Origin of the sequence: Streptomyces sp. LBL (genome assembly GCF_029893585.1) — a bacterium.
Lineage (GTDB): Bacteria > Actinomycetota > Actinomycetes > Streptomycetales > Streptomycetaceae > Streptomyces.
Map to the genome: position 1 here is coordinate 112,691 of NZ_JARXYX010000020.1, position 21,406 is coordinate 134,096.

Consider the following 21,406-nt stretch of genomic DNA (forward strand, 5'->3'; position numbering starts at 1 on the left):
GAACGCGGAAGATCGTCTTCACGTTCAGTGTTCACCGTGTCACCCACTGGGCATGAACAGGTGTATGAACCCAGGAGTAGCCGAGGGGGATGGAAGAGACGTGACCGAAGGGGCGGACATCCGGGGCGGGGACCTGCCGGACGATCTGACCGCCACCGAGGCCGGGATGTGGCAGGCCTTCCGCAACGGCAGCGTGTACGACCTGAGCAGCGGCGACACCGTCGTCGACGATCCGCACGGCGGCCATCCCTGGGGCCCCGCACGGACCGTGCGGGCGCGGATCGTGTGCTGGCTGCTGCTGGACGGCCCGCCCGCGCTGGCGGGCCGCGTGTCCTCCATGAAGCTCGTGGGCGTACAGATCAGCGACACCGTGGATCTGGCGGGCGGCACGGTGGTGCCGTATGTCGAGATGCGCGACTGCCGCTTCGAACGGGACGTCCTGCTGCCGGAGGCCCACTTCACGACCGTCCGGCTGGTGGACTGCTCGGTGCCGCGCCTGGAAGCCGCCCGGGTGCGCACGGAGGGCGATCTGCACCTGCCGCGCTGCCGCTTCCACAACGGCGTCCGGCTGACCGACGCGCACATCGGCACGGATCTGCTGATGAACCAGGCGATCGTCTACCGCGACCGCAGCGGCCGCTCGATCGCCGCGGACGGCATGACCGTCGGTCAGGACCTCCAGGCCGAGATGCTGGAGTCGCACGGCGAGCTGAGCCTGCGCGGCGCCAAGGTCGGCGTCTCCCTGAGCCTGCGCGGCGCCCGGCTGGCCAACCCCTACTCACGGCTCGCCCTGAACGCCCCGCAGCTGACCGTGGAGCGCTCGCTGTACCTGACTCCGGCGGCCGTCGGCAGCAACCTGCTGAGCGGGGCGACCCCCGCGCGCGGGACGCGCATCCAGCCGTTCGAGTGCCAGGGCGGGCTGCGCCTCGACGACGGGCGCTTCGGAGACGCGGTCGACCTGGAGCGGGCCCGGTTCACCCTCACCGACGAGCAGGAACTGTCGCTGCGCCGCGTACAGACGCCCGAGTTGCGCTTCCTCGGGGAGCGGCCGGCGCGGGGCACGGTGGTCCTCTCGGGGGCCCGGGTCGTCAACCTGATGGACCGGGCGGACGCCTGGCCGGGCCCGGGCCGGCTGCACATGGGCGGCTTCAGCTACGAGAACCTGGTGCCGCGCGGTCCGTTCCCGCTGAACGAGCGGCTGGAGTGGGTGGCCGCGGCGACCGCCGAGTACAACCCGGAGCCGTACGAACGGCTGGCCGCCGTACTGCGGACCGGCGGCGAGGACGAGGACGCGCGCGAGGTGCTGCTCGCCAAGCAGCGCCGCCGCCGAGAGAGCCTGCCGATCGCCGCCAAGCTGTGGGGGTACGTCCAGGACTGGACGGTCGCCTACGGGTACCGGCCGGGCCGGGCCGCCGTATGGATGGCGGTGCTGTGGGCGGCGAGTTCGGTGGCCTTCACCCACGCCGCCCATCCGCCACTGAAGAGCGGCGAGCATCCGCCCTGGAACCCGGCGCTGTTCGCCCTGGATCTGCTGCTGCCGGTCATCGACCTGGGTCAGGTCGGGTTCTGGCAGCTGCGCGGCGGCTGGCAGTGGCTGGCTGCGGCGATGATCCTGCTGGGCTGGGTCCTGGCGACGACAGTGGCAGCGGGGGCTACCCGTTTGCTGCGGCGCAGCTAGGGGGCTGATGGGGGCACGGATGGGCTGGTAAGGCTGGTGTGGGGGCCCGGGTGTGGCCGGTGGGGCCCGGGTGTGGCCGGTGAGGCCCGGGTGTGGCCGGTGAGGCCCGGGTGTGGCCGGTGAGGCCCGGGTGTGGCCGGTGAGGCCCGGGTGTGGCCGGTGAGGCTGGTGTGGCACCAGTTGTTGAACTGTCACCTTTTTACCGGTCCTTGGCCTTACGGCGTACAACTTTCCACGAGTTGCGTCTTCTGTCTGGCGCAGGATTGACCTGCGGACTTTCAATGGTCGACACCATGGCTCTGCTGCCCCCCTTCATCCGTACGGCCAGGACGCACCTGACCCACGCGCGCCCCGCCCCCGGGCTGCCCGCCGACGACGAGGTGCTCCTCGACGTGCCCGACGACCGGCTCGGCCGCGCGCTGGTCGCGGCCGCCCAGGGCGAGTACGGCCACGCCGCCGCGCTGCTCGCCGCCACCCGGACGAGCGCGGACTGGGAGATGCGCGACCGCTACGCGCGAAGACTCGCGGCCTTCGCACGCTCCCGCGACGAGTGGTACGAGAACTGGCGGACGGTCGCCCCGCACGACCCGGACACCCTGCTGATCGGCGCCCAGCTCGCGGTGGAACGGGCGTGGCCGTCACCGGCACGCGCGGAACTGCTGCGCGAGGTGGGCCCGCTGATCACGGCCGCCGCGCACGGCGACCTGCGCGATCCGGTGCCGTGGCGGATCGCGCTGGACCACGCGCGCGGCTCGAAGGCCGGGCACACGCACTTCGGAGAGCTGTGGGAAGCCGCGGTCCGCCGCGCCCCGCACCACTACGGCTGCCATGTGGCCGCCCTGCGCTACCTCGCCTCCTTCTGGCAGGGCTCCCACCCGTCCTGCTTCGACTTCGCCGAGCGGGCCGCGCAGGACGCCCCGGCCGACTCGCTCGTCCAGGCGCTGCCGGCCCGGGCGACCTTCTCGTATCTGACCGACGGCAGCGGCCGGGAGGTACCGCGCGAGCGGCTGGACGCGGCCGCCGACCGGGCGATCGCGCTCTCCGCCGGGTTCCCGGCGGCCGACCCCTGGCCCGCCGAGGTCCGCAACAAGCTGATGTACGTGCTGGTACGGCTGGAGCGCTGGACGGATGCCGAGGAGCAGCTGCGCCTGATCGGCCCGTACGCCACCTCCTTCCCCTGGGACCGGTTCGCGGACGACCCCCTCGCCCGGTTCCTGGAGATCCGCGCCGAGATCCGTGACGCGGTCCGCCGTCGGACCGCGTCCGGCCATCCACAAAGTGAGCACGGCGGACGTGCCCGCTCCGGCGACCATTAGGCTCTTGCGTCGTGACCACCGTGCGGCTCCCGCTCTTCCCCTTGAACTCGGTCCTGTTCCCGGGGCTCGTACTTCCTCTGAACATCTTCGAGGAGCGCTATCGCGCGATGATGCGCGAGCTGCTGAAGACCCCCGAGGACGAATCGCGCCGATTCGCCGTCGTGGCGATCCGCGACGGCCACGAGGTGGCATCCACCGCGCCGGGCCTGCCGGACCAGACGGCCGTGCCCGAGCGCGGCCCCGCGGCCGGCTTCGGCGACGACCCGGTCAAGGCGTTCCACGGCGTCGGCTGCATCGCGGACGCGGCGACCGTCCGGGAGCGGACCGACGGCACCTTCGAGGTCCTGGCGACCGGCACGACGAGGGTGCGCCTGCTGACCGTCGACGCCTCCGGCCCGTTCCTGACGGCGGAGCTGGAGGAGTTGCCGGAGGAGCCGGGCGACGAGGCCGGGGCGCTGGCCCAGGGGGTGCTGCGGTCCTTCCGCCAGTACCAGAAGCGTCTCGCGGGCGCCCGGGAGCGGTCCTTGTCGACCGGGGCGGAGCTGCCGGACGAACCGTCCGTGGTCTCCTTTCTGGTGGCCGCCGCGATGATGTTGGACATCCCGACGAAGCAGCGCCTGCTGCAGGCCCCGGACACCGCGTCCCGGCTGCGCGACGAGCTGAAACTCCTTCGCTCGGAGACCTCGATCATCCGTAATCTGCCGTCGTTGCCCGCGTCGGAGCTGACCCGCGGGCCGACGAGTCTCAACTGACGTACGACCTCCGGGGAACAGGCGGGATCAGGCCGCGATGGCGAAGAAGGCGAAGAAGCGGCAACAGTCGGGCGGCACGCCCGCGACCGTGGCCCTGACGGCCGCGGGGGTGTCGTACACGGTCCACTCCTACGACCACGACCCCTCCCACCCGTCCTACGGCGAGGAGGCGGCCGAGGCGATGGGCGTCTCGCCGGAGCGGGTGTTCAAGACGCTGGTGGCGGACGTCGACGGGGCCCTGACGGTCGCCGTCGTCCCCGTGGCGGGCCAACTGGACCTCAAGGCGCTGGCCTCGGCGGTGGGCGGCAAGCGCGCCACGATGGCCGACCCGGCCCTCGCCGAACGCACCACGGGCTACGTGCGCGGCGGCATCTCCCCGCTCGGCCAGCGCAAGAAGCTCCCCACGGTCCTCGACGCCTCGGCCTCGGCCCACTCCACGATCTGCGTCTCGGCGGGCCGCCGGGGCCTGGAGGTCGAACTCTCCCCCGACGACCTGGCCGAACTCACGGACGCGGTGGTGGCACCCGTCGGGCGGGCGTGAGCCCTCGACCGCCGGGCGGCGGCGTCGGCCCGGCGGTCCGGCCCGCCGGGGCCGGATGACCGCCGAGGCCGGATGACCGTCGGGCTTCCTCGATTCCGCAGAAGAGGCCTGTCGAAGACGGGGCGGAAACGCAGGTGCGCGTCAAGAAGGGCTGCCGGGGAGACGACCGGCCGCCCCCACCACGGCAGATGACGCGTCAAGAAGGGCCGGCGGCTCCCACCACGGCAGCCGCCCCGCCCAGCCGAGGCCGGTCGGCCGGGTCACTCCAGCGGGGCTCCGTACGGATCCTTCGGGTCGGGGCCCTGCTCATAGGGATCCTGCCGCTCCGGGTCCCGCGGGCCGAACAGTGCCGTCAACCCCAGATGCACCACCAGCGCCACCAGCGGCCACGCCAGCAACGCCCCCTTGGCGCCGAGCTTCAGCGGCGCGGAGAAGGTGACTCCCTTGCCCACGGACTTCGCGTGGGCGATCACGTCCTGCGCGGGCCCGAGCCACACCCCGAGCCGCCAGGCGAGCAACGACCCCAGCAGGCCGCCGACGCCCAGGGCCACCACCAGTGGCACTCCCCCGCGTCGCCGCACCAGGAAGACCGCGAGGGCGCTCACGAACCCGAAGGCCAGCGCCAGCAGAGTGAACGTTCCGTCGACACCGACCGCCTGCTCGCCCTCGGTGTCCTTGAGGTAGACGACCCAGCTCTTGTCGACCACGTCGCCCGTCAGCGGAACGTGCGGAGACAGCCACCACCACAGCAGGCCCAGCAGCACTCCGGCGAGCGCCACCGCCACCGTGGTCACGGCGGCCTCCCGCACTTCGGTCTTCATCCCGGGCCCATCCTGTCCGTACGAACCGTGCGCGCCGTAGGACGCGTCCGGCGCGTCCGGCTCAGGAGCCACGTACCCGGGAGGCGGCCCCTGCCACGCACGGTGCGCCGGCTGTTCATGGGGCGGTGGAGGAGGCGTCAACGGTGCGGTCACCCGGACATCGTGCCAGGCGCGTCTGTGCGACGCCTCACCGGACGGCCGCCCGGCGGTACGCCCAGGTGGCGACGGCCAGCGACACCACGCCGACGCCGGCGCAGACGGCGAGGTCACCGAGCACGTAGGCCCAGTCGGGGTGCGGCCCGAACGTGCGGGCGAAAGCCTCCACGCCGTACGTCGACGGCAGCAGGTCCCGTGCGAAGCGCACCGCCTCGGGCATCCGGTCCGCGGGCAGGACCCCCAGCAGCAGTGCCGCCGACATACCGAGCTGGCCGAGCAGCGTGGCCAGTTCCGGACGGGGCGCGAGCAGCCCGAGCGCGGCCCCGAGCCCGGCGAGCGCGGCGCCCGCGAGCGGGATGACGGCGACGAGGATCCACAGATGCGTCAGGGGGAGGCCGAACAGCACGGATCCGAACACCGCGGTCACCACGGTCCCCGGCACGGTGAAGGAGGCGTACGCGCCCGCCGCGCCGAGCACCACCGCGGCCGGCGGCACGGGCAGCGTGGCGTAGTGGTCGAGCCCTCCGCTGCCCCGCAGCTGGCCGAAGTACTGCGCGAGCAGGTTCAGCGCGACGAAGGCGACGACGAGCACCGACGAGCCGGCCACGACCGCCTGCGCCTCTCCGCCGCCGTCCACGACCCCACGCATCAGGATCATGATCCCGATCGACTGGAAGGTCGCCACGAACAGCAGTGGGATGCGCGCGACCCGCGCCCGGGACAGCTGAGCCCGGTACACGGCCACCAGCGCGGGCCACAGCCGGGCGCGGGGGCCGAGCTCGGCGGCTTCCCGGGCCGGCTCGTCCACGATCAGGGCACTGCCCGGCAGAGCCTCGGCGGGTACGACACTCACCTCGTGCGGCTCCCCTCGCTCGGTTTCACTCCGGCAGTCGTCCTGTTCCCTACGGATGTGACGGTCCGGGCACTCAACGTGCTCACGCCTTCACCAGCCCCTGCTGCGCCGCTCCGCCCAGGGCCAGGTACACGTCCTCCAGGCTGGGCATGGCGAGCGTGAAGTCGTCCAGAGCGGCGAAGGCGGCGCCGCCGGTGACGGTGGCGACGACCGCGCGGGCCTCGTCCGGGGCGAGCCTGAGCGTCCAGCGGCGCCCGGACTCCACGGCCCGGTCGCGCAGCACGGCGACCTCGGGGACGTGCTGCGGCGCCGTCTCGCGCCACACCAGGTCGACCCGGACCTCGCCGGCGACCTGCTCCTTGAGTCCGGTGGGGGTGTCGCAGGCGATCACCCGGCCCCGGTCGAGGACGGCGACCCGGTCGAGGACGGTCTCGGCCTCGATGACGTTGTGGGTGACGAGCAGCACGGTCGCGCCGTGTTCGGCGCGGCGCCGGTCGACGGCTCCCCAGACCGCGCGACGCGCCACGGGGTCCATGCCGGTGGTCGGCTCGTCGAGCACGAGCAGCTGCCGCTGTCCCACCAGCGCGGCAGCCAGGCAGGCGAGGCGGCGCTGCCCGCCGGACAGCTTCTTGAGAGCCCGCCCGGCGAGCGGCGTGAGGCCCAGCTCGTCCAGTACGGCGTCCCGCTCGGCCCGCGCCCGCGCCGCGTCCAGCCCGCGCAGCCGTCCAGTGGTCTCGGCGGCGAGGGAGACGGTGAGCTCGTCGAGGGCGGAGGACTCCTGCCCCAGGTAGGCGAGGAGCCGGGAGGCCCGCTCCGGATGGCGCACGATGTCGTGCCCGAGGATCTCCACGCTCCCGCTGTCGGGCCGCATCAGCCCGGTCAGCTGCCGGACGAGGGTGGTCTTCCCGGCGCCGTTCGGCCCGAGCAGCCCGAAGATCTCACCGCGCCGGATGTCCAGCCGTACGTCGTCGGTGGCCTGCACCTCGGGCGTCGCGGGGACGCCGCGGCGACCCCGTACCGCCGGATAGGTCTTGGTCAGCCCGCGCACGGCGCACACGACATCACCACCGTGCCGAGGTGCCTGTGCCGCGCGCGTACTCACAAGGAACGAGACTACGGGGTCGGGGCCCCGGGCCCACTCCCGGGTGGACCCATGACGGGTACGACCGCCGACGGAAACGTTGCCGACCCACCCGCCCGGTTCACTCGCCGGCAGGCGCGTGCTCCGCCGCCGTCCGCACGTCGATCTCGCGCCAGAACCCGGCCCGGATGGCGTAGCGGTCGTGCTCGTCGATCTGGTCGTCCTTGTGGGCGAGCAGCCCGAACCGGGCGGCGTAGCGCAGCAGCTCGCCGTCGATGCGGTGCGGGACGCGCGGGTACATCCCGGAGAGTTTCTGCAGGTGGCTCTGGTCCCCGAGGCGCTCCATCCACCGCCGTGCGAACACCTGTCCCACCTCGAACGGGTCCCCGCCGACCGTGGTGATGTCCTCCTCCCGGTCGGCCCATCGCTGCTCCGCCGTGGTCAGCTGCGCCAGCGTCGGCATGGAGGCGACCTCGGGGGGCTCCGAGGCGGTGCCGGGCCGGTCGACCCAGCCCTTGTCGGAGGACCAGCGCAGGGTCGCCGACGTGGGGGGCTGGGCGGGCTGGACCCCGGGACCGCGCAGGGCGGCCAGGTCCTTGGGGGTGGGTACGCCCTTGGGTGCGGGCATGCGCTGCTCGGTGCCGTTCTCCGAGGCGGGGGCCGCCGGGGCGTGCTCGCTCTCGTCGGCCGTCCGCTCGGTCCCCGAGGAGAGCGAGGACTCGGGCAGCGGCGCCGACAGGATCGCGGCGATCTCGGGGCGCGGCGCGGGCGACGGCGCGCAGACCCCGCCGAGGTCCTTGGCGCGGACGGCCTTGGTGATCCACGTACGGTCCAGGACGCGCCGTTCGTCGGCCTCGGCGACCAGGTCCTCGGACTGGTTGTAGTCCCCGTCGGCGGCCTGCACGGCCCACAGGTGTACGGCGACCCCGTGCTCCTTGGCGGCCATCATGCCCGGCAGCAGGTCCCCGTCGCCGGTCACCAGGACGACGTCGGAGCAGGCGCGGTTGCGGGCCAGCTCGGTCAGCTCGGCGTGCATCGCGGCGTCCACGCCCTTCTGCGCCCAACGGCCGTCACTGCGGGTCAGAGCACCGAGGCGGACGGTGACCCGGGGCATCACCCGGAGCCTGCGGTGCTCGGGCTGCGGGACACGGTCGGGGGCGCCGTCGAACCAGTAGATGCGCAGCAGCGGCCGTTCCGTGTCGGACTCGGCTCGTTCGCGCAACCCCTGGATGAGCGCCGCGTGATCGACGGTGATGCGGGACCGTGAGGGCTCCCCGGCGAGGAGACTCGCGGCGGCCCCCAGCAGATACCCGGCGTCCACCAGGACGATGCAGCGGTCCACACGACTCACCCTCTTCCCGGGAGGTTTGCTTCGGGCTTGCTCCGAGTCTGCCCGACCACGCGGGGGTTAACGGCCGGAACTCGATCTTCGGCGTGGCGTTTCGGGGGATCGCACCCCGACGAACCGTGTCACACACGGTAATTATCCGACATGCGCGCTCTGTCAGCTTATGTGAATCTGGTCCCGGCCCTGGCCCTAGATCCCCACAGGAGGCAGCACCATGGCCAAGAACAGGAAACAGGACCGTAAGCAGCACCGCTCCGAGCGTGGTCAGCAGGTGTCCCAGCAGTCCTCGATGGAGCCACAGACCGAGCAGCACGCCGCTGAGGCGACGCCGGGCGACATGGCCCGCAAGGGGCGTCAGAAACGCTTCGGTCACAACTGACGTCCGCATGACGGGTTGTTGGAACCCGGGCAGCACCGAGGGGCGCATCCGTATACGGATGCGCCCCTCGCGTACGTCAAGAGCCTGGGCGCCGGACGGCCGGGCCGAGTCCGGGTGTCAGCCCGCCAGACAGGCCGGTCCCAGCAGCACCTTCAGGTCGCCGAACAGCGCCGGGTCGGGCTTCACCCGGTGCCGGTCCAGGCGCAGCACGGTCGTCTTGCGCGGCCCCTGGAGCTTGATCCGGACCTCGCTCTCGCCCTTGTGGTGGCTGAGGATCTCACCGAGGCGGCTGACCATGGGCGGGGTGACCCGGGTGGCCGGGATGGTGACGATCACGGGCGCGTTGGTGCCGGCGTTCGACAGGTCGGGCACCTGGAGTTCCATGGCGACCAGCCGGGGCACGTCCTCGCGCTTGTCGAGGCGCCCCTTGACGAACACCACGGCGTCCTCGACGAGTTGGGTCGACACCAGCTGGTAGGTCGCCGGGAAGAACATGCACTCGATGGAACCGGCCAGGTCCTCCACGGTGGCGATGGCCCAGGCGTTGCCCTGCTTGGTCATCTTGCGCTGCAGGCCGGAGATGATCCCGCCGATGGTCACGACCGCGCCGTCGGCGTGTTCGCCTCCGGTGAGCTGGGCGATGCCCGCGTCCGCCTTGTCGGACAGCACGTGCTCCAGACCGAACAGGGGGTGGTCGGAGACGTACAGCCCGAGCATCTCCCGCTCCTGCGCGAGCAGATAGGTCTTGTCCCACTCGTCGGTGGTGAACTCCACGTCGAGGCCGAAGCCGGGCTCGCTGGTGTCCTCCTCGCCCATGCCGCCGAAGAGGTCGAACTGCCCCTCGGCCTCCTTGCGCTTGACCGCCACCACGTTGTCGATCATCGGCTCGAAGTGCGCGGTCAGACCCTTGCGGGTGTGCCCCAGGGTGTCGAACGCGCCCGCCTTGATCAGCGACTCCGTGGTGCGCTTGTTGCACGCGACCGCCTCGACCTTGTCGAGATAGTCGGGGAAGGAGGCGTACTTTCCCTTGGCCTTGCGGCTCTTGATGATCGACTCGACCACGTTCGTACCGACGTTGCGGACCGCTTCGAGGCCGAAGAGGATCACGTCGTCGCCCTGCGCGGCGAAGTTGTGCACCGACTCGTTGACGTTCGGCGGGAGCACCTTGATGCCCATGCGCCGACACTCGTTGAGGTAGACGGCCGACTTGTCCTTGTCGTCCTTGACCGAGGTCAGCAGCGCGGCCATGTACTCGGCGGGATAGTTCGCCTTCAGATAGCCGGTCCAGTACGAGACCAGGCCGTACGCGGCCGAGTGGGCCTTGTTGAAGGCGTACCCGGCGAACGGGACCAGGACGTCCCACAGGGCCTGGATCGCCTCGTCGCTGAAGCCGTTCTTGCGGGCGCCCTCCTGGAAGAGGACGAAGTTCTTCGCCAGTTCGTCGGGCTTCTTCTTGCCCATCACACGGCGGAGGATGTCGGCCTCGCCGAGCGAGTAGCCGGCGATGATCTGGGCGGCCTTCTGCACCTGCTCCTGGTAGACGATCAGGCCGTGGGTGACCGCGAGGACCTCTTCGAGGGGCTCCTCCAGCTCCTTGTGGATCGGGGTGATCTCCTGGAGCTTGTTCTTGCGGAGCGCGTAGTTGGTGTGCGAGTCCATGCCCATCGGGCCCGGACGGTAGAGCGCGGAGACGGCGGAGATGTCCTCGAAGTTGTCGGGCTTCATCAGACGCAGCAGGGAGCGCATGGGGCCGCCGTCGAACTGGAAGACGCCGAGGGTCTCGCCGCGCTGGAGCAGTTCGAAGGTCGTCGGATCGTCGAGCGGCAACGAGAGCAGGTCGAGGTCGATGCCCTTGTTGGACTTCACCATCTTGACGGCGTCGTCCATGATCGTCAGGTTGCGCAGGCCGAGGAAGTCCATCTTCAGCAGGCCGAGCGACTCGCACTGCGGGTAGTCCCACTGTGTGATGGTCACGCCGTCCGTGTGCCGCACCCAGATCGGGGCGTGGTCCACGATGGGCTCGCTGGACATGATGACGCCGGCGGCGTGCACGCCCATCTGCCGGACCAGACCCTCGACGCCCTTGGCGGTGTCGATGACCTTCTTGACGTCCGGCTCGTTCTCGTACATCGCGCGGATCTCGCCGGCCTCGCTGTAGCGCGGGTGCGAGGGGTCGGTGATGCCGTTGAGGTCGATGCCCTTGCCGAGGACGTCGGCGGGCATCGCCTTGGTGAGGCGGTCACCCATGGCGTACGGGTAGCCCAGCACGCGCGCGGAGTCCTTGATGGCGTTCTTCGCCTTGATCTTGCCGTAGGTGCCGATCATGGCGACCTTGTCGGCGCCGTACTTCTCCGTGACGTACCTGATCACCTCGACGCGCCGACGCTCGTCGAAGTCGATGTCGACATCGGGCATGGAGACGCGCTCGGGGTTGAGGAACCGCTCGAAGATCAGACCGTGCGGGATCGGGTCGAGGTCGGTGATGCCCATCGCGTACGCGACGATCGAGCCGGCCGCGGAACCACGGCCCGGACCGACCGCGATGCCCTGGTTCTTGGCCCACATGATGAAGTCGGCGACGACGAGGAAGTACCCCGGGAACCCCATCTGGATGATGACGTCCATCTCGTACTCGACCTGCTTCTGCCGGTCCTCGGGGATGCCGCCGGGGAAGCGGCGCTCCATGCCGCGGCGGACCTCCTCCTTGAACCAGCTGACCTCGGTGTAGCCCTCCGGGATGTCGAACTTGGGCATCAGGTCGCGCTTCTCGAACATGCCCGTGGTGTCGATCTGCTCGGCCACCAGGAGGGTGTTGCGGCACCCCTCCTGCCAGGCGTCCGAGGAGTCGATGGCGTACATCTCGTCCGTGGACTTCAGGTAGTAGCCCGTCCCGTCGAACCTGAAGCGGTCCGGGTCGGAGAGGTTCTTGCCGGTCTGGATGCACAGCAGCGCGTCATGCGCGACCGACTCCTGCGCGTACGTGTAGTGCGAGTCGTTGGTGACCAGCGGCGGGATGCCCAGCTTCCGCCCGATGTCCAGCAGACCGTCACGGACCCGGCGCTCGATCTCGATGCCGTGGTCCATCAGCTCCAGGAAGTAGCGGTCCTTGCCGAAGATGTCCTGGTAGTCGGCGGCCGCCTTCAGCGCCTCGTCGTGCTGGCCCAGCCGCAGCCGGGTCTGCAGCTCTCCCGAGGGACAGCCGGTGGAGGCGATGAGCCCCTCGGACCACTGGGAGATGGTCTCCTTGTCCATACGGGGCCACTTCTGCAGCCAGCCCTCCGCGTACGCGTCCGAGGACAGCCGGAAGAGGTTGTGCAGGCCCTTCGCGTTCGCCGCCCAGATCGTCTTGTGGGTGTAACCACCCGAACCGGAGACGTCGTCCCGCTTCTGGTGCGGCTGGCCCCACTGGATCTTGCGCTTGTTGCGCCGGGACTCGGGCGCCACATACGCCTCGATCCCGATGATCGGTGTGACCCCGGCCTTCTCCGCGGTGTGGAAGAAGTCGTACGCCCCGTGCAGGTTGCCGTGGTCGGACATCGCGATATGGGTCATGCCCATCTCGTTGCACGCGTTGAACATGTCCTTCAGCCGCGCGGCACCGTCCAGCAGCGAGTACTGGGTGTGGACGTGCAGGTGCGTGAACGGCGGCTTTGACACGGCTGCGGCCTCCAAGGGAAAGGTGTGGCGCGAAGCGCCTCGTTGAGGGGCGGTGGTCGGGCGACGGGCGGGCATTCGTCGACTGGTGTCCCACCGGCTGCGGACAGTCTGGGGGACAGCGTCGAAGTCTATGCCTCGGCACTGACACTCGACGGGCTCCCCCGCGTACCTTCATGTGAAGAAAACGCGGCACCCCGCTCGTACCTTTCGTGCGAGGTCGCGGGCACTCCCGCGGGCGGTCGCCCGTTGGTGTGAGCAGAGGATCCGCCCCCAAAATGTCACGCACCACCTGCACCAGGAGGAACCCAGCGATGTCGGTCCCGCAGCTCAACGAGGAGCACCGCGGCGAGGAGATCCTCGCCGTCTTCGACACCGCCTTCGGCCAGCTCCTCGCCGCCGACCCGGCCGCGTTCCGCGTGAAGTTCCGGAAGATGGCGGCCTCGGCCTTCGCGTTCTACCGGGGCACGGCGTGCCTCTTCTACCACGACCTGACCGGGGATATCGGCTTCGGCTCGAAGCGGGGCGGACCGTACCTGGACGAGCGCACCTCGCGCGTGTGGATCCACGGCGACCTGCACGCGGAGAACTTCGGCACGTACATGGACGCCAACGGCCGCCTGATCTTCAACGTCAACGACTTCGACGAGGCGTACGTCGGCCCCTTCACCTGGGACCTCAAGCGCTTCTCCGCCTCCATCGCCCTCATCGGGTACGCCAAGGCACTCAGCGACGAGCAGATCACCGAGCTGGTGCAGATCTACGCGGGCGCGTACCGAGAGCGCGTGCACGCCCTGGCCACCGGCGCCAAGAGCGACGAGGTGCCGCCCTTCACCCTGGACACCGCCCAGGGCGCGCTGCTGGACGCCCTGCGGGACGCCCGCTCGCTGACCCGCTTCGGTCTGCTGGAGTCGATGACGGAGATCCGTGACTTCGAGCGCCGCTTCGCCCCGGGCGGCGGCTCCATCGAGCTGGACGCGGCCACCCGCTACAAGGTCCTCGCGGCCTTCGACGGCTATCTGGAGACGCTGCCGGAGACCTCCCTGGCCCGCCCCGACTCGTACCGCGTGAAGGACGTCGTGGGCCGCCGCGGCATCGGTATCGGCTCGGCCGGTCTGCCGTCGTACAACATCCTCCTGGAGGGCCACAGCGACGCCCTGGAGAACGACGTCGTGATCTACATCAAGCAGGCCCAGACCCCGGCCGTCTCCCGCCACATCACGGACTCGGCGATCCGGGACTACTTCCAGCACGAGGGCCACCGCACGGTGATCTCCCAGCGCGCCCTCCAGGCGCACGCCGACCCGTGGCTGGGCTGGACCGAACTGGACGGCGCCGGGCAACTGGTCGCCGAGATCTCGCCGTACGCCGTGGACCTCGACTGGGGCGACATCGACGACCCGGAGGAGGTCGCGGCGGTCGTCGCCGACCTGGGCCGGGCCACCGCCACCATGCACGCGGCGGCGGACGACCAGTCCGGCGAGTCCCTGGTGCCGTTCTCCACCGAGCGGGCCATCGACGCGGCGATCGCCGCCGACGAGGAAGGTTTCGCGGGCGTGCTCGTCGACTTCGCGCACGCCTACGGCGCACGCGCGCGTGCCGACCACCAGATCTTCGTGGACCTGTTCCGCAACGGACGGATTCCGGGTCTGTGACGATCCGCTGCCGGCAGACGCCTCACAGGGACCCTTTAGGGGTCCCTTACAGGCCCGCGTGACAGACTCTTCCCCGTTATGGACATATCCGGGACCCAGCTCAGAGCCGTACGCGCGGCACTGTTCACGGCGCTCGTCGTGACGCTCAGCAGCGCGTCGCACGTGCTGCTGTCCCAGGTCCCCCTGCCGCTGAACACGGTGGCCCTGATCGCGGCCGCCGTGTTCCTCGTCGCCTTCGCCCTGGCCGGACGCGAGCGCGGCTTCGGCCGGATCGCCGCCCTGCTGATCCCGCTGGAGCTGGCCGCCGACACGGTGTTCACCACCGGCCAGCACGTCTGTTACGGCGCGGCCGGCGGCCCGGTCGCCGGCCCCCTGCGCTCCGTCGGCTTCGACGTGCTGTGCGGCGACGGCATTGGGGTGGGGGCCCCGCTGGCCCGGGCGACGGGCACCGACACCGACCGGCTGGCGGGTCTGCTCGCCCACGCCGACCCGGCGACCGCCTGGCTGCTGCTCGGCGCGCACCTCGGCGTCGGCCTGCTCGCGGCCGCCTGGCTGCGCCGCGGCGAGCGGGCGCTGGCCCAGCTGCTGCGGGCGGCGGCCGCGACCACCTTCCGGCCGCTGCTGCTCGCGGTCGCCGCCGTCACGGTCCGGACAGCTCCCGCCGCCCGCTGTGCGCGGCGCCCTGTCCGCCGTACCACCACCGCGCGCGAGCGGCTTCTCGTGCACTCCCTGGGACGGCGTGGACCGCCGTGCTCGGTCGCGTTCGCCGGAGTCTGAGCCGAGCCTCGGCCCGAGCGGCACCGAACAGCAACTGAGCACCAGTCAGCCCCCCTACGTATCCCGCACACGACCACGTCCTGTGCGCGTCCCCTACGGAGAACACCACCATGAGCAAGCGGAACAGCCAGGCAGCGAAGACGGCCGCCCGGGAACGGCTGCGCCAGGAGCGCGAGCGCCAGGCCAAGCGCAACAAGGTCAAGCGGCAGGCCATCGTCGCCGGTTCGGTCGTCGCGGTGCTGGCCCTCGCCGGCGGCATAGGCTACGCCGTCGTCCAGTCCAACAAGCCCAGCTACTGGGAGGACCAGAAGGACGCCAAGGTCGTCGCCCCGGCCAACACCACGGGGACCGACGGCACGACCGTGGTCATCGGCAAGAGCAGCGCCAAGAAGACCCTCAAGGTCTATGAGGACCCGCGCTGCCCGGTCTGCGCCCAGTTCGAGCAGACCGTCGGCTCGACCGTCGAGAAGGACATCGCGGACGGCAAGTTCAAGATCGAGTACATCGGCGGAACGTTCATCGACGGCGACTCGCTGGGCAAGAACAAGATAGGCAGCAACGGCGAGGGCTCCAAGAACGCGATGAGCGCCATGGGCTCCGCGCTGAACGTGAGCCCGGACGCCTTCATGGCGTACAAGACCGCGCTGTACTCCACGAAGTGGCACCCCGAGGAGACCGACGACAAGTTCAAGAGCGACGACTACCTCATCAAGGTCGCCGACACCGTCCCGGCGCTGAAGAACAACAAGACGTTCCAGAACGCGGTCACGAGCGGCAAGTACGACGCCTGGGCGCTCGCCATGTCGAAGACCTTCGACACCAACAAGGAAGGCGTGACCGGCACCCCGACCTTCGTCATGGACGGCAAGAAGCTCACCACCGACAGCCAGGGCAACCCGCCCATGACGGTGGCCGACTTCAACAGGGTGGTGGACGCGGCTCTCAAGGGCTGACGCCGTCCCGGAATCCGGCCTCCGCGTGAAGGGCGGGCGAACTTTTCACGTTTCGCCCGCCCTCGCCCGTACCGATCAGTAACCTGATCGGCCGTGACCAGTCGATACAGATCATCCGAGAGCACCGACTCCGCCAACGCCCTGTCGCCGCGCCGCCGTACGGTCGTCAAGGCCGCGGCCGCCACCGCCGTGCTGGCCGGTCCACAGGCCGCCGCCCTGCCCGCGCGGGCCGCCGCCGACGTGCCCGTCTTCCTGCACGGCGTCGCCTCCGGGGACCCGCTGCCCGACGGCATCCTGCTGTGGACCCGAGTGACGCCCACCGCCCAGGCGACACCCGGCTCCGGGCTCGGCCCGGACACCCCGGTCGACTGGATCGTCGCCAGGGACAAGGCGCTGACCGACATCGTGGCCAAGGGCTCGGTCACCGCCACCGCCGTCTCGGACCACACGGTGAAGGCGGACGTGCGCGGCCTGGAGCCCGCGACCGACTACTGGTTCCGCTTCTCGGCCGGCCCCGCCGACTCCCCGGCCGCCCGTACCCGCACCGCACCGGCCGCCGACGCGAGCGTCTCGGGCCTGCGCTTCGGCGTGGTCTCCTGCGCCAACTGGGAGGCCGGCTACTTCTCGTCGTACCGCCATCTCGCGGCCCGCGGCGACCTGGACGCCTGGCTGCACCTGGGTGACTACATCTACGAGTACGCCACCGGCGCGTACGGCACCCGCGACGCCGTCATACGGCAGCACGCGCCGACCCACGAGATCCTCACGCTCGCCGACTACCGCATCCGGCACGGCCGGTACAAGACCGACCCTGACCTTCAGGCCCTGCACGCGACCGCGCCCGTCATCGCGATCTGGGACGACCACGAGTTCGCCAACGACGCCTGGTCGGGCGGGGCCGAGAACCACACCGAGGGCACCGAGGGCGCCTGGGCGGCCCGCCAGGCCGCCGCCAAGCAGGCCTACTTCGAGTGGATGCCGGTGCGCACCGCGGTCGCGGGCACCACCTACCGCCGTCTGCGCTTCGGCAGGCTCGCCGACCTATCGCTGCTCGACCTGCGCTCCTTCCGCTCGCAGCAGGTCGGCGTCGGCAACGGCTCGGTCGACGACCCGGACCGTACGCTCACCGGCCGCGCCCAACTCGACTGGCTGAAGGCCGGGCTGACGAGGTCCGACACCACCTGGCGGCTGGTCGGCAACTCCGTGATGATCTCGCCGTTCGCGATCGGCTCACTCACCGCGGACCTCCTGGGGCCGCTCGCCGAGCTGCTGGGCCTGCCGAAGGAGGGTCTCGGCCTCAACACCGACCAGTGGGACGGCTACACGGACGACCGCCGGGAACTGCTGGCCCACCTGCGTTCGAACGCCATCCGCAACACCGTGTTCCTGACCGGCGACATCCACATGGCGTGGGCCAACGACGTGCCGGTGGACGCCGGGACCTACCCGCTGTCCGCCTCGGCCGCCACGGAGTTCGTGGTCACCTCGGTGACCTCCGACAACCTCGACGACATCGTCAAGGCCCCCGAGGGCACCATCTCCGCGGTCGCCGCGCCGATCATCAGGGCCGCCAACCGGCACGTCCACTGGGTCGACACCGACCGTCACGGCTACGGCGTCCTCGACATCACCGCCGACCGCGCGCAGATGGACTACTACGTCCTGTCCGACCGCACGAAGCCTGACGCGACCTCCTCCTGGGCCCGTTCGTACCGCACGCGCTCCGGCACGCAGAAGGTGGAACGGACGTACGACCCCGTGTAGTCGCGGCTCGCGGCTCACAGGCTGTCGAGGAAACCGAGCGCCACCCGCCAGGTCGCCTCGGCGGCCTCCTCGTCGTAGTCCGGCAGGTCGGGGTCGGTGTAGAGGTGACCGGCCCCGGCGTAACGGTAGATCTCGACGTCGGCTCCCGCTCTGCCCATCTGGAGGTACCAGGCGCTCAGCCAGTCGTCGGTCTCGAAGGGGTCCGGCTCGGCGACATGCAGTTGCACGGGCAGTTCGTCCACGGTGGCGTTGGCCGCGAGGTCCGAGGTGCCGTGCAGAAGCAGCAGTCCGCGGGCCTTCGCGTCGCCCAGGGCGAGGGTCTGCGCGACGGAGGCGCCGAGCGAGAACCCGGCGTACACGAGTCCGCGCTCCGAGTAGGGCGCGGCGGCCAGCACGGCCCGCTTGAGCAGTGCGTCCTTGCCGATCGTCTGGTTGAACTCCATGCCTTCCTCGACCGTGTCGAAGGTACGCCCCTCGAAGAGGTCCGGCGTCCACACCTTGTGTCCGGCTGCGTGCAACCGGTCCGCCGCCGCCCGCACGGCGGGCCTCAGGCCGAAGGTCGAATGGAAAAGCACGATGTTCATGAGGCCATGGTGCCAGCCGGGTACGACAACGCGGCGCCCGGCGGGGGACAGCGGCCCTACCCACAACGGGTCGGAAGTCACATGTTCATGAACGCCCGTGGCCGGTTACGTTCGAAGGCATGGAGAACCTGCTCCGCCCACTCATCGTGGTCGGCGGGTCGGTCCTGCTCACGCTGCTCATCGGCTGGGCCACCGACCTGCTGCTGCGCAAGGCCGACGCACAACACCACGAGACCCCGATGTGGGGTCTGCTGCGCCGCGGCCGCATCCCCTTCCAGCTTGTGATCTGCGCGGCGACGCTGAGAGGCTCGTACGACGAGGCGCAGCTGCTGGAGCGGCACCAGGCCGAAATCGGCCGGACGCTCACGCTGGTCCTCATCGGAGCCGCCGCCTGGCTGGTGATCCGGATCGCCGCCGCGACAGTGGAGACGTCGTACAGCCGCTATGCGCGCGCCCACCGCGATCCGGCCAGGGTGCGGCGCGTGCGCACCCAGGTGACGCTGATCATGCGGGTGGTCTCCGCGGTGGTCGGCGTGGTGGCGGTCGCCGCGATGCTGCTGACCTTCCCCGCGTTCCGCGCGGCCGGTGCCTCGCTGCTGGCCTCGGCCGGAATACTCGGCATCGTCGCCGGTGTCGCGGCGCAGTCGACGCTCAGCAACCTGTTCGCGGGGCTGCAGATCGCCTTCGGCGACATGGTGCGCATCGGCGACACCGTCGTGGTGGACGGCGAGTGGGGAACGGTCGAGGAGATCACACTGACCTTCCTCACCGTGCGGACCTGGGACGAGCGCCGGATCACGATGCCCGTCTCGTACTTCACGTCCAAGCCGTTCGAGAACTGGTCACGCGGCACCCCGCAGATGACCGGCACCGTGTACTGGCACGTCGACCACACGGCCCCCCTGGACGCGATGCGCGAGAAGCTCCGCGACCTGCTGCGCGAGTGCCCGGCCTGGGACGGCCGCGCCTACGGCCTCGACGTCACGGACACCACCCCGAACACCTTGCAGGTACGGGCTTTGGTGACCGCCAAAGACGCGGACGACATCTGGACGGTCCGGGTCGCGGTCCGTGAACGCATGATCCGCTGGCTGGCCGAGGAACACTCCTACGCCCTGCCCCGCGTCAACACGGCGAGTGCGGCCCTGCCGCACAGCCGCAGTAAGGGCGGGCCCGCGCGGGACGGCGGCGAGCCCTCCCGGGACGGCGCGAGCGCCCGCCGCATGCAGCACGAGCCCCCGCGAACGGGCCCGGGCCGCTGACCGATCGCGGGCGGGGTGGCCTCTGGAGGAACGAACGGAGAGCCACCGACGACGCGACACACCCACAGGCACAGCCCACTTCCCGCCCCACCGCAAACGGCTTTGCGGTGGGGCGGGCGACCAGGTGACGCGGGCGACCAGGTGACGCGGGAAACCAGGTGAGGCGAGAGACGAAATGGCGTTCGACCTCCGCAAGGCCGACCCCCCTTCAACCTCCGCGATACCGCCCCCAATAGACGCAACTCACCGCAAACTCCTCACATCAAGATGCCGCAGCACCCGGTCCACCACCTCCGGATCCGCCCCGGGTTCACTCCGCGCCGCCAGCACCTCATGCCGCGCCGCACTCAACATCTCCCCCTGGATCCGCCGCACCCGCTTGAGCCTGCGCACCCGCTGCTGATGCGCCTCCCGACGTTCGTCCTCCGCCATGTCCGGGCTGATCCGCACCCCGATCTCGAAGGCCCGTCGCACCATCTGCTCGGACAGCTCCTCCGGCAGCTCCTCCACCGCCTCGATCTCCTTGAGCCGCTGCTTCGCCGCCTTCGCCGCCCGCACGGCCAACTCCTTCTCGAAATCCTTGTCCTGATCCGTGTCGGCCCGCACCCCCAGCCGCTTCACCAGCCACGGCAACGTCAGCCCCTGCAGCACCAGCGTCGCCATGATCACCCCGAACGCGACGAACACGATCTCGTCGCGATCGGGAAACGCGGACCCGTCGCCGGTCGTCAACGGAATCGCCAGTGCCAACGCCACCGACGCCACACCCCGCATCCCCGCCCACCACATGACGACGGTCTCCCGCCAGCTCGTCGGAATGTCCTCGTTGTGGTCGCGCCGCGCGTGCAACCGCCTGGTCAGCCAGGTCGCCGGCAGCAGCCACAACAGCCGTACGAACACGACCACACCCACGATCGCCCCCGCCCACCCGAGCATCTCGCCCCACCGCCCGGACGCCGTCCGGATCGCGTTGTGCAACTCCAGCCCGATCAGTCCGAACGCCACGCCCGTCACCAGCGTGTCGACGATGTCCCAGAAGGTGTGCCCGGCCAGCCGGGTCAACACGTCGTCGGCGTCCGTCGCGTACTCGGCGAGGAACAGCGCGGTGGTGAGCACGGCGAGCACCCCGGACCCGCGGAACTCCTCCGCCAGCACGTAGGAGGCGTACGGCACCAGCAGCGTGAGCCCGATCTGCAGGGTCGCGTCGTCGAGCAGGTCCATCAGCTTGTTCGCGCCCCAGCCCAGCGTCAGCCCGACCGCCAGCGCGACCACGGCGGACAGCACCAGGTCGAGCCCGGCCTTCCATGGCGAGAAGGTTCCGCTCACGGCGGCGGCGATCGCCACGTGGTACAGCACGATGGCCGTGACGTCGTTGAAGAGCCCCTCGCCCTCCAGGATGGACACCAGCCTGCGCGGCAGCCCGAGCTGCCCGGCGACGGCGGTCGCGGCGACCGGATCGGGCGGCGCGACCAACGCGCCGAGCGCCACGGCGGCGGCGATCGGCAGCCCGGGCACGATCGCGTGGGCGACGGCGGCCACGGTCACCGTCGTGACGAACACCAACGCCACGGCCAGCAGGAAGATCGGCCGGATGTTGGCGGTGAACTGCCGCCAGGACGTGCGTCGTACGGCGGCGTAGAGCAGCGGTGGCAGCAGCGCGGGCAGGATGAGGTCCGGCGGGATGCTGACGTTCGGTACGAAGTCGAGGACCGCGAGGACGATCCCGAGGAGCGTCATCAGCACCGGCGCGGGCAGCCCGAACCGGTCCCCCACCGGGACGCTGATCACGGCCCCGAGCAACAGCACGAACAACAAGGCCAACTGATCCACGG

Annotated in this window: 17 protein-coding genes; 10 read left to right on the plus strand and 7 right to left on the minus strand. The window is 70.7% G+C overall.

The features are described from left to right. Nucleotides 1-100: 100 nt before the first annotated feature. The 4 genes from M2271_RS24160 to ybaK all read left to right on the plus strand — a co-directional run bounded on the left by M2271_RS24160 (nt 101) and on the right by ybaK (nt 4,287). Nucleotides 101-1,678, plus strand: a complete 1,578-nt coding sequence (locus M2271_RS24160; protein ID WP_280889403.1) for an oxidoreductase — start codon at nt 101-103, stop codon at nt 1,676-1,678. A gap of 281 nt (nt 1,679-1,959) precedes the next feature. Continuing rightward, nucleotides 1,960-2,994, plus strand: coding sequence for a hypothetical protein (locus tag M2271_RS24165; RefSeq protein ID WP_280889404.1), 1,035 nt, complete (start codon nt 1,960-1,962; stop codon nt 2,992-2,994). Nucleotides 2,995-3,005: 11 nt separating this feature from the next. Continuing rightward, entirely contained in the window at nt 3,006-3,746 is a 741-nt protein-coding gene (locus M2271_RS24170; protein WP_280889405.1) for an LON peptidase substrate-binding domain-containing protein, read from the plus strand. Between the two features lie 37 nt (nt 3,747-3,783). Next, on the plus strand, nt 3,784-4,287 hold the full coding sequence (gene ybaK / locus M2271_RS24175; protein ID WP_280889406.1) for a Cys-tRNA(Pro) deacylase: 504 nt from the start codon (nt 3,784-3,786) through the stop codon (nt 4,285-4,287). A 260-nt stretch (nt 4,288-4,547) separates the two neighbouring features. Here the strand turns inward: ybaK and M2271_RS24180 are convergent, their stop codons facing one another. From M2271_RS24180 to M2271_RS24195, 4 genes are all read right to left on the minus strand, one after another. Beyond that, entirely contained in the window at nt 4,548-5,261 is a 714-nt protein-coding gene (locus tag M2271_RS24180) for an AAA family ATPase (protein WP_280889407.1), read from the minus strand. A gap of 34 nt (nt 5,262-5,295) precedes the next feature. Further along, a complete protein-coding gene (locus M2271_RS24185; protein ID WP_280889408.1) occupies nt 5,296-6,117 on the minus strand; it encodes an ABC transporter permease in 822 nt (273 codons plus the stop codon). An 82-nt stretch (nt 6,118-6,199) separates the two neighbouring features. Further along, nucleotides 6,200-7,174: an ABC transporter ATP-binding protein gene (locus M2271_RS24190; protein ID WP_280889466.1), complete on the minus strand. Its 975-nt coding sequence runs from the start codon at nt 7,172-7,174 to the stop codon at nt 6,200-6,202. A 145-nt stretch (nt 7,175-7,319) separates the two neighbouring features. Next, the gene (locus M2271_RS24195; protein ID WP_280889409.1) at nt 7,320-8,540 is read right to left on the minus strand and encodes an NYN domain-containing protein; all 1,221 of its coding nucleotides are present in this window, start codon (nt 8,538-8,540) and stop codon (nt 7,320-7,322) included. Between the two features lie 220 nt (nt 8,541-8,760). On the opposite strand from M2271_RS24195, the gene M2271_RS24200 reads away from it, so the two are divergent. Then, the gene (locus tag M2271_RS24200; protein ID WP_280889410.1) at nt 8,761-8,925 is read left to right on the plus strand and encodes a hypothetical protein; all 165 of its coding nucleotides are present in this window, start codon (nt 8,761-8,763) and stop codon (nt 8,923-8,925) included. 117 nt (nt 8,926-9,042) lie between these two features. On the opposite strand, the gene dnaE is transcribed toward M2271_RS24200, so the two are convergent. After that, nucleotides 9,043-12,582: a DNA polymerase III subunit alpha gene (gene dnaE, locus M2271_RS24205; RefSeq protein WP_280889411.1), complete on the minus strand. Its 3,540-nt coding sequence runs from the start codon at nt 12,580-12,582 to the stop codon at nt 9,043-9,045. Nucleotides 12,583-12,893: 311 nt separating this feature from the next. Here dnaE and M2271_RS24210 point away from each other — a divergent pair, with 311 nt between their 5' ends. From M2271_RS24210 to M2271_RS24225, 4 genes are all read left to right on the plus strand, one after another. Further along, nucleotides 12,894-14,234 carry a DUF2252 domain-containing protein gene (locus M2271_RS24210; RefSeq protein WP_280889412.1) on the plus strand — a complete coding sequence of 447 codons (1,341 nt, stop codon included), beginning with the start codon at nt 12,894-12,896 and terminating at the stop codon, nt 14,232-14,234. Nucleotides 14,235-14,312: 78 nt separating this feature from the next. Further along, nucleotides 14,313-15,011: a hypothetical protein gene (locus M2271_RS24215; protein WP_280889413.1), complete on the plus strand. Its 699-nt coding sequence runs from the start codon at nt 14,313-14,315 to the stop codon at nt 15,009-15,011. A gap of 110 nt (nt 15,012-15,121) precedes the next feature. Next, on the plus strand, nt 15,122-15,964 hold the full coding sequence (locus tag M2271_RS24220) for a thioredoxin domain-containing protein (protein WP_280889414.1): 843 nt from the start codon (nt 15,122-15,124) through the stop codon (nt 15,962-15,964). 93 nt (nt 15,965-16,057) lie between these two features. Continuing rightward, nucleotides 16,058-17,728: an alkaline phosphatase D family protein gene (locus tag M2271_RS24225; RefSeq protein ID WP_280889415.1), complete on the plus strand. Its 1,671-nt coding sequence runs from the start codon at nt 16,058-16,060 to the stop codon at nt 17,726-17,728. 14 nt (nt 17,729-17,742) lie between these two features. Here the strand turns inward: M2271_RS24225 and M2271_RS24230 are convergent, their stop codons facing one another. Next, nucleotides 17,743-18,312 (minus strand): dienelactone hydrolase family protein, encoded by a 570-nt coding sequence (locus tag M2271_RS24230; RefSeq protein ID WP_280889416.1) that lies wholly within the window; start codon nt 18,310-18,312, stop codon nt 17,743-17,745. Nucleotides 18,313-18,431: 119 nt separating this feature from the next. Between M2271_RS24230 and M2271_RS24235 the strand changes: the two genes are divergently transcribed. Then, complete coding sequence (locus M2271_RS24235) at nt 18,432-19,574, plus strand: mechanosensitive ion channel domain-containing protein (protein ID WP_280889417.1); 1,143 nt, start codon at nt 18,432-18,434, stop codon at nt 19,572-19,574. Nucleotides 19,575-19,817: 243 nt separating this feature from the next. Here the strand turns inward: M2271_RS24235 and M2271_RS24240 are convergent, their stop codons facing one another. Further along, entirely contained in the window at nt 19,818-21,404 is a 1,587-nt protein-coding gene (locus M2271_RS24240) for a Na+/H+ antiporter (protein WP_280889418.1), read from the minus strand. Between the last annotated feature and the right edge of the window lie 2 nt (nt 21,405-21,406).

Excerpts from the sequence above, each read along its gene's own strand:
- M2271_RS24165 (WP_280889404.1), top strand. The coding sequence starts at position 1,960 with ATGGTCGACACCATGGCTCTGCTGCCCCCCTTCATCCGTACGGCCAGG.
- ybaK (WP_280889406.1), top strand. The coding sequence starts at position 3,784 with ATGGCGAAGAAGGCGAAGAAGCGGCAACAGTCGGGCGGCACGCCCGCG.
- M2271_RS24200 (WP_280889410.1), top strand. The coding sequence starts at position 8,761 with ATGGCCAAGAACAGGAAACAGGACCGTAAGCAGCACCGCTCCGAGCGT.
- M2271_RS24210 (WP_280889412.1), top strand. The coding sequence starts at position 12,894 with ATGTCGGTCCCGCAGCTCAACGAGGAGCACCGCGGCGAGGAGATCCTC.
- M2271_RS24215 (WP_280889413.1), top strand. The coding sequence starts at position 14,313 with ATGGACATATCCGGGACCCAGCTCAGAGCCGTACGCGCGGCACTGTTC.
- M2271_RS24220 (WP_280889414.1), top strand. The coding sequence starts at position 15,122 with ATGAGCAAGCGGAACAGCCAGGCAGCGAAGACGGCCGCCCGGGAACGG.
- M2271_RS24230 (WP_280889416.1), bottom strand. The coding sequence starts at position 18,312 with ATGAACATCGTGCTTTTCCATTCGACCTTCGGCCTGAGGCCCGCCGTG.
- M2271_RS24235 (WP_280889417.1), top strand. The coding sequence starts at position 18,432 with ATGGAGAACCTGCTCCGCCCACTCATCGTGGTCGGCGGGTCGGTCCTG.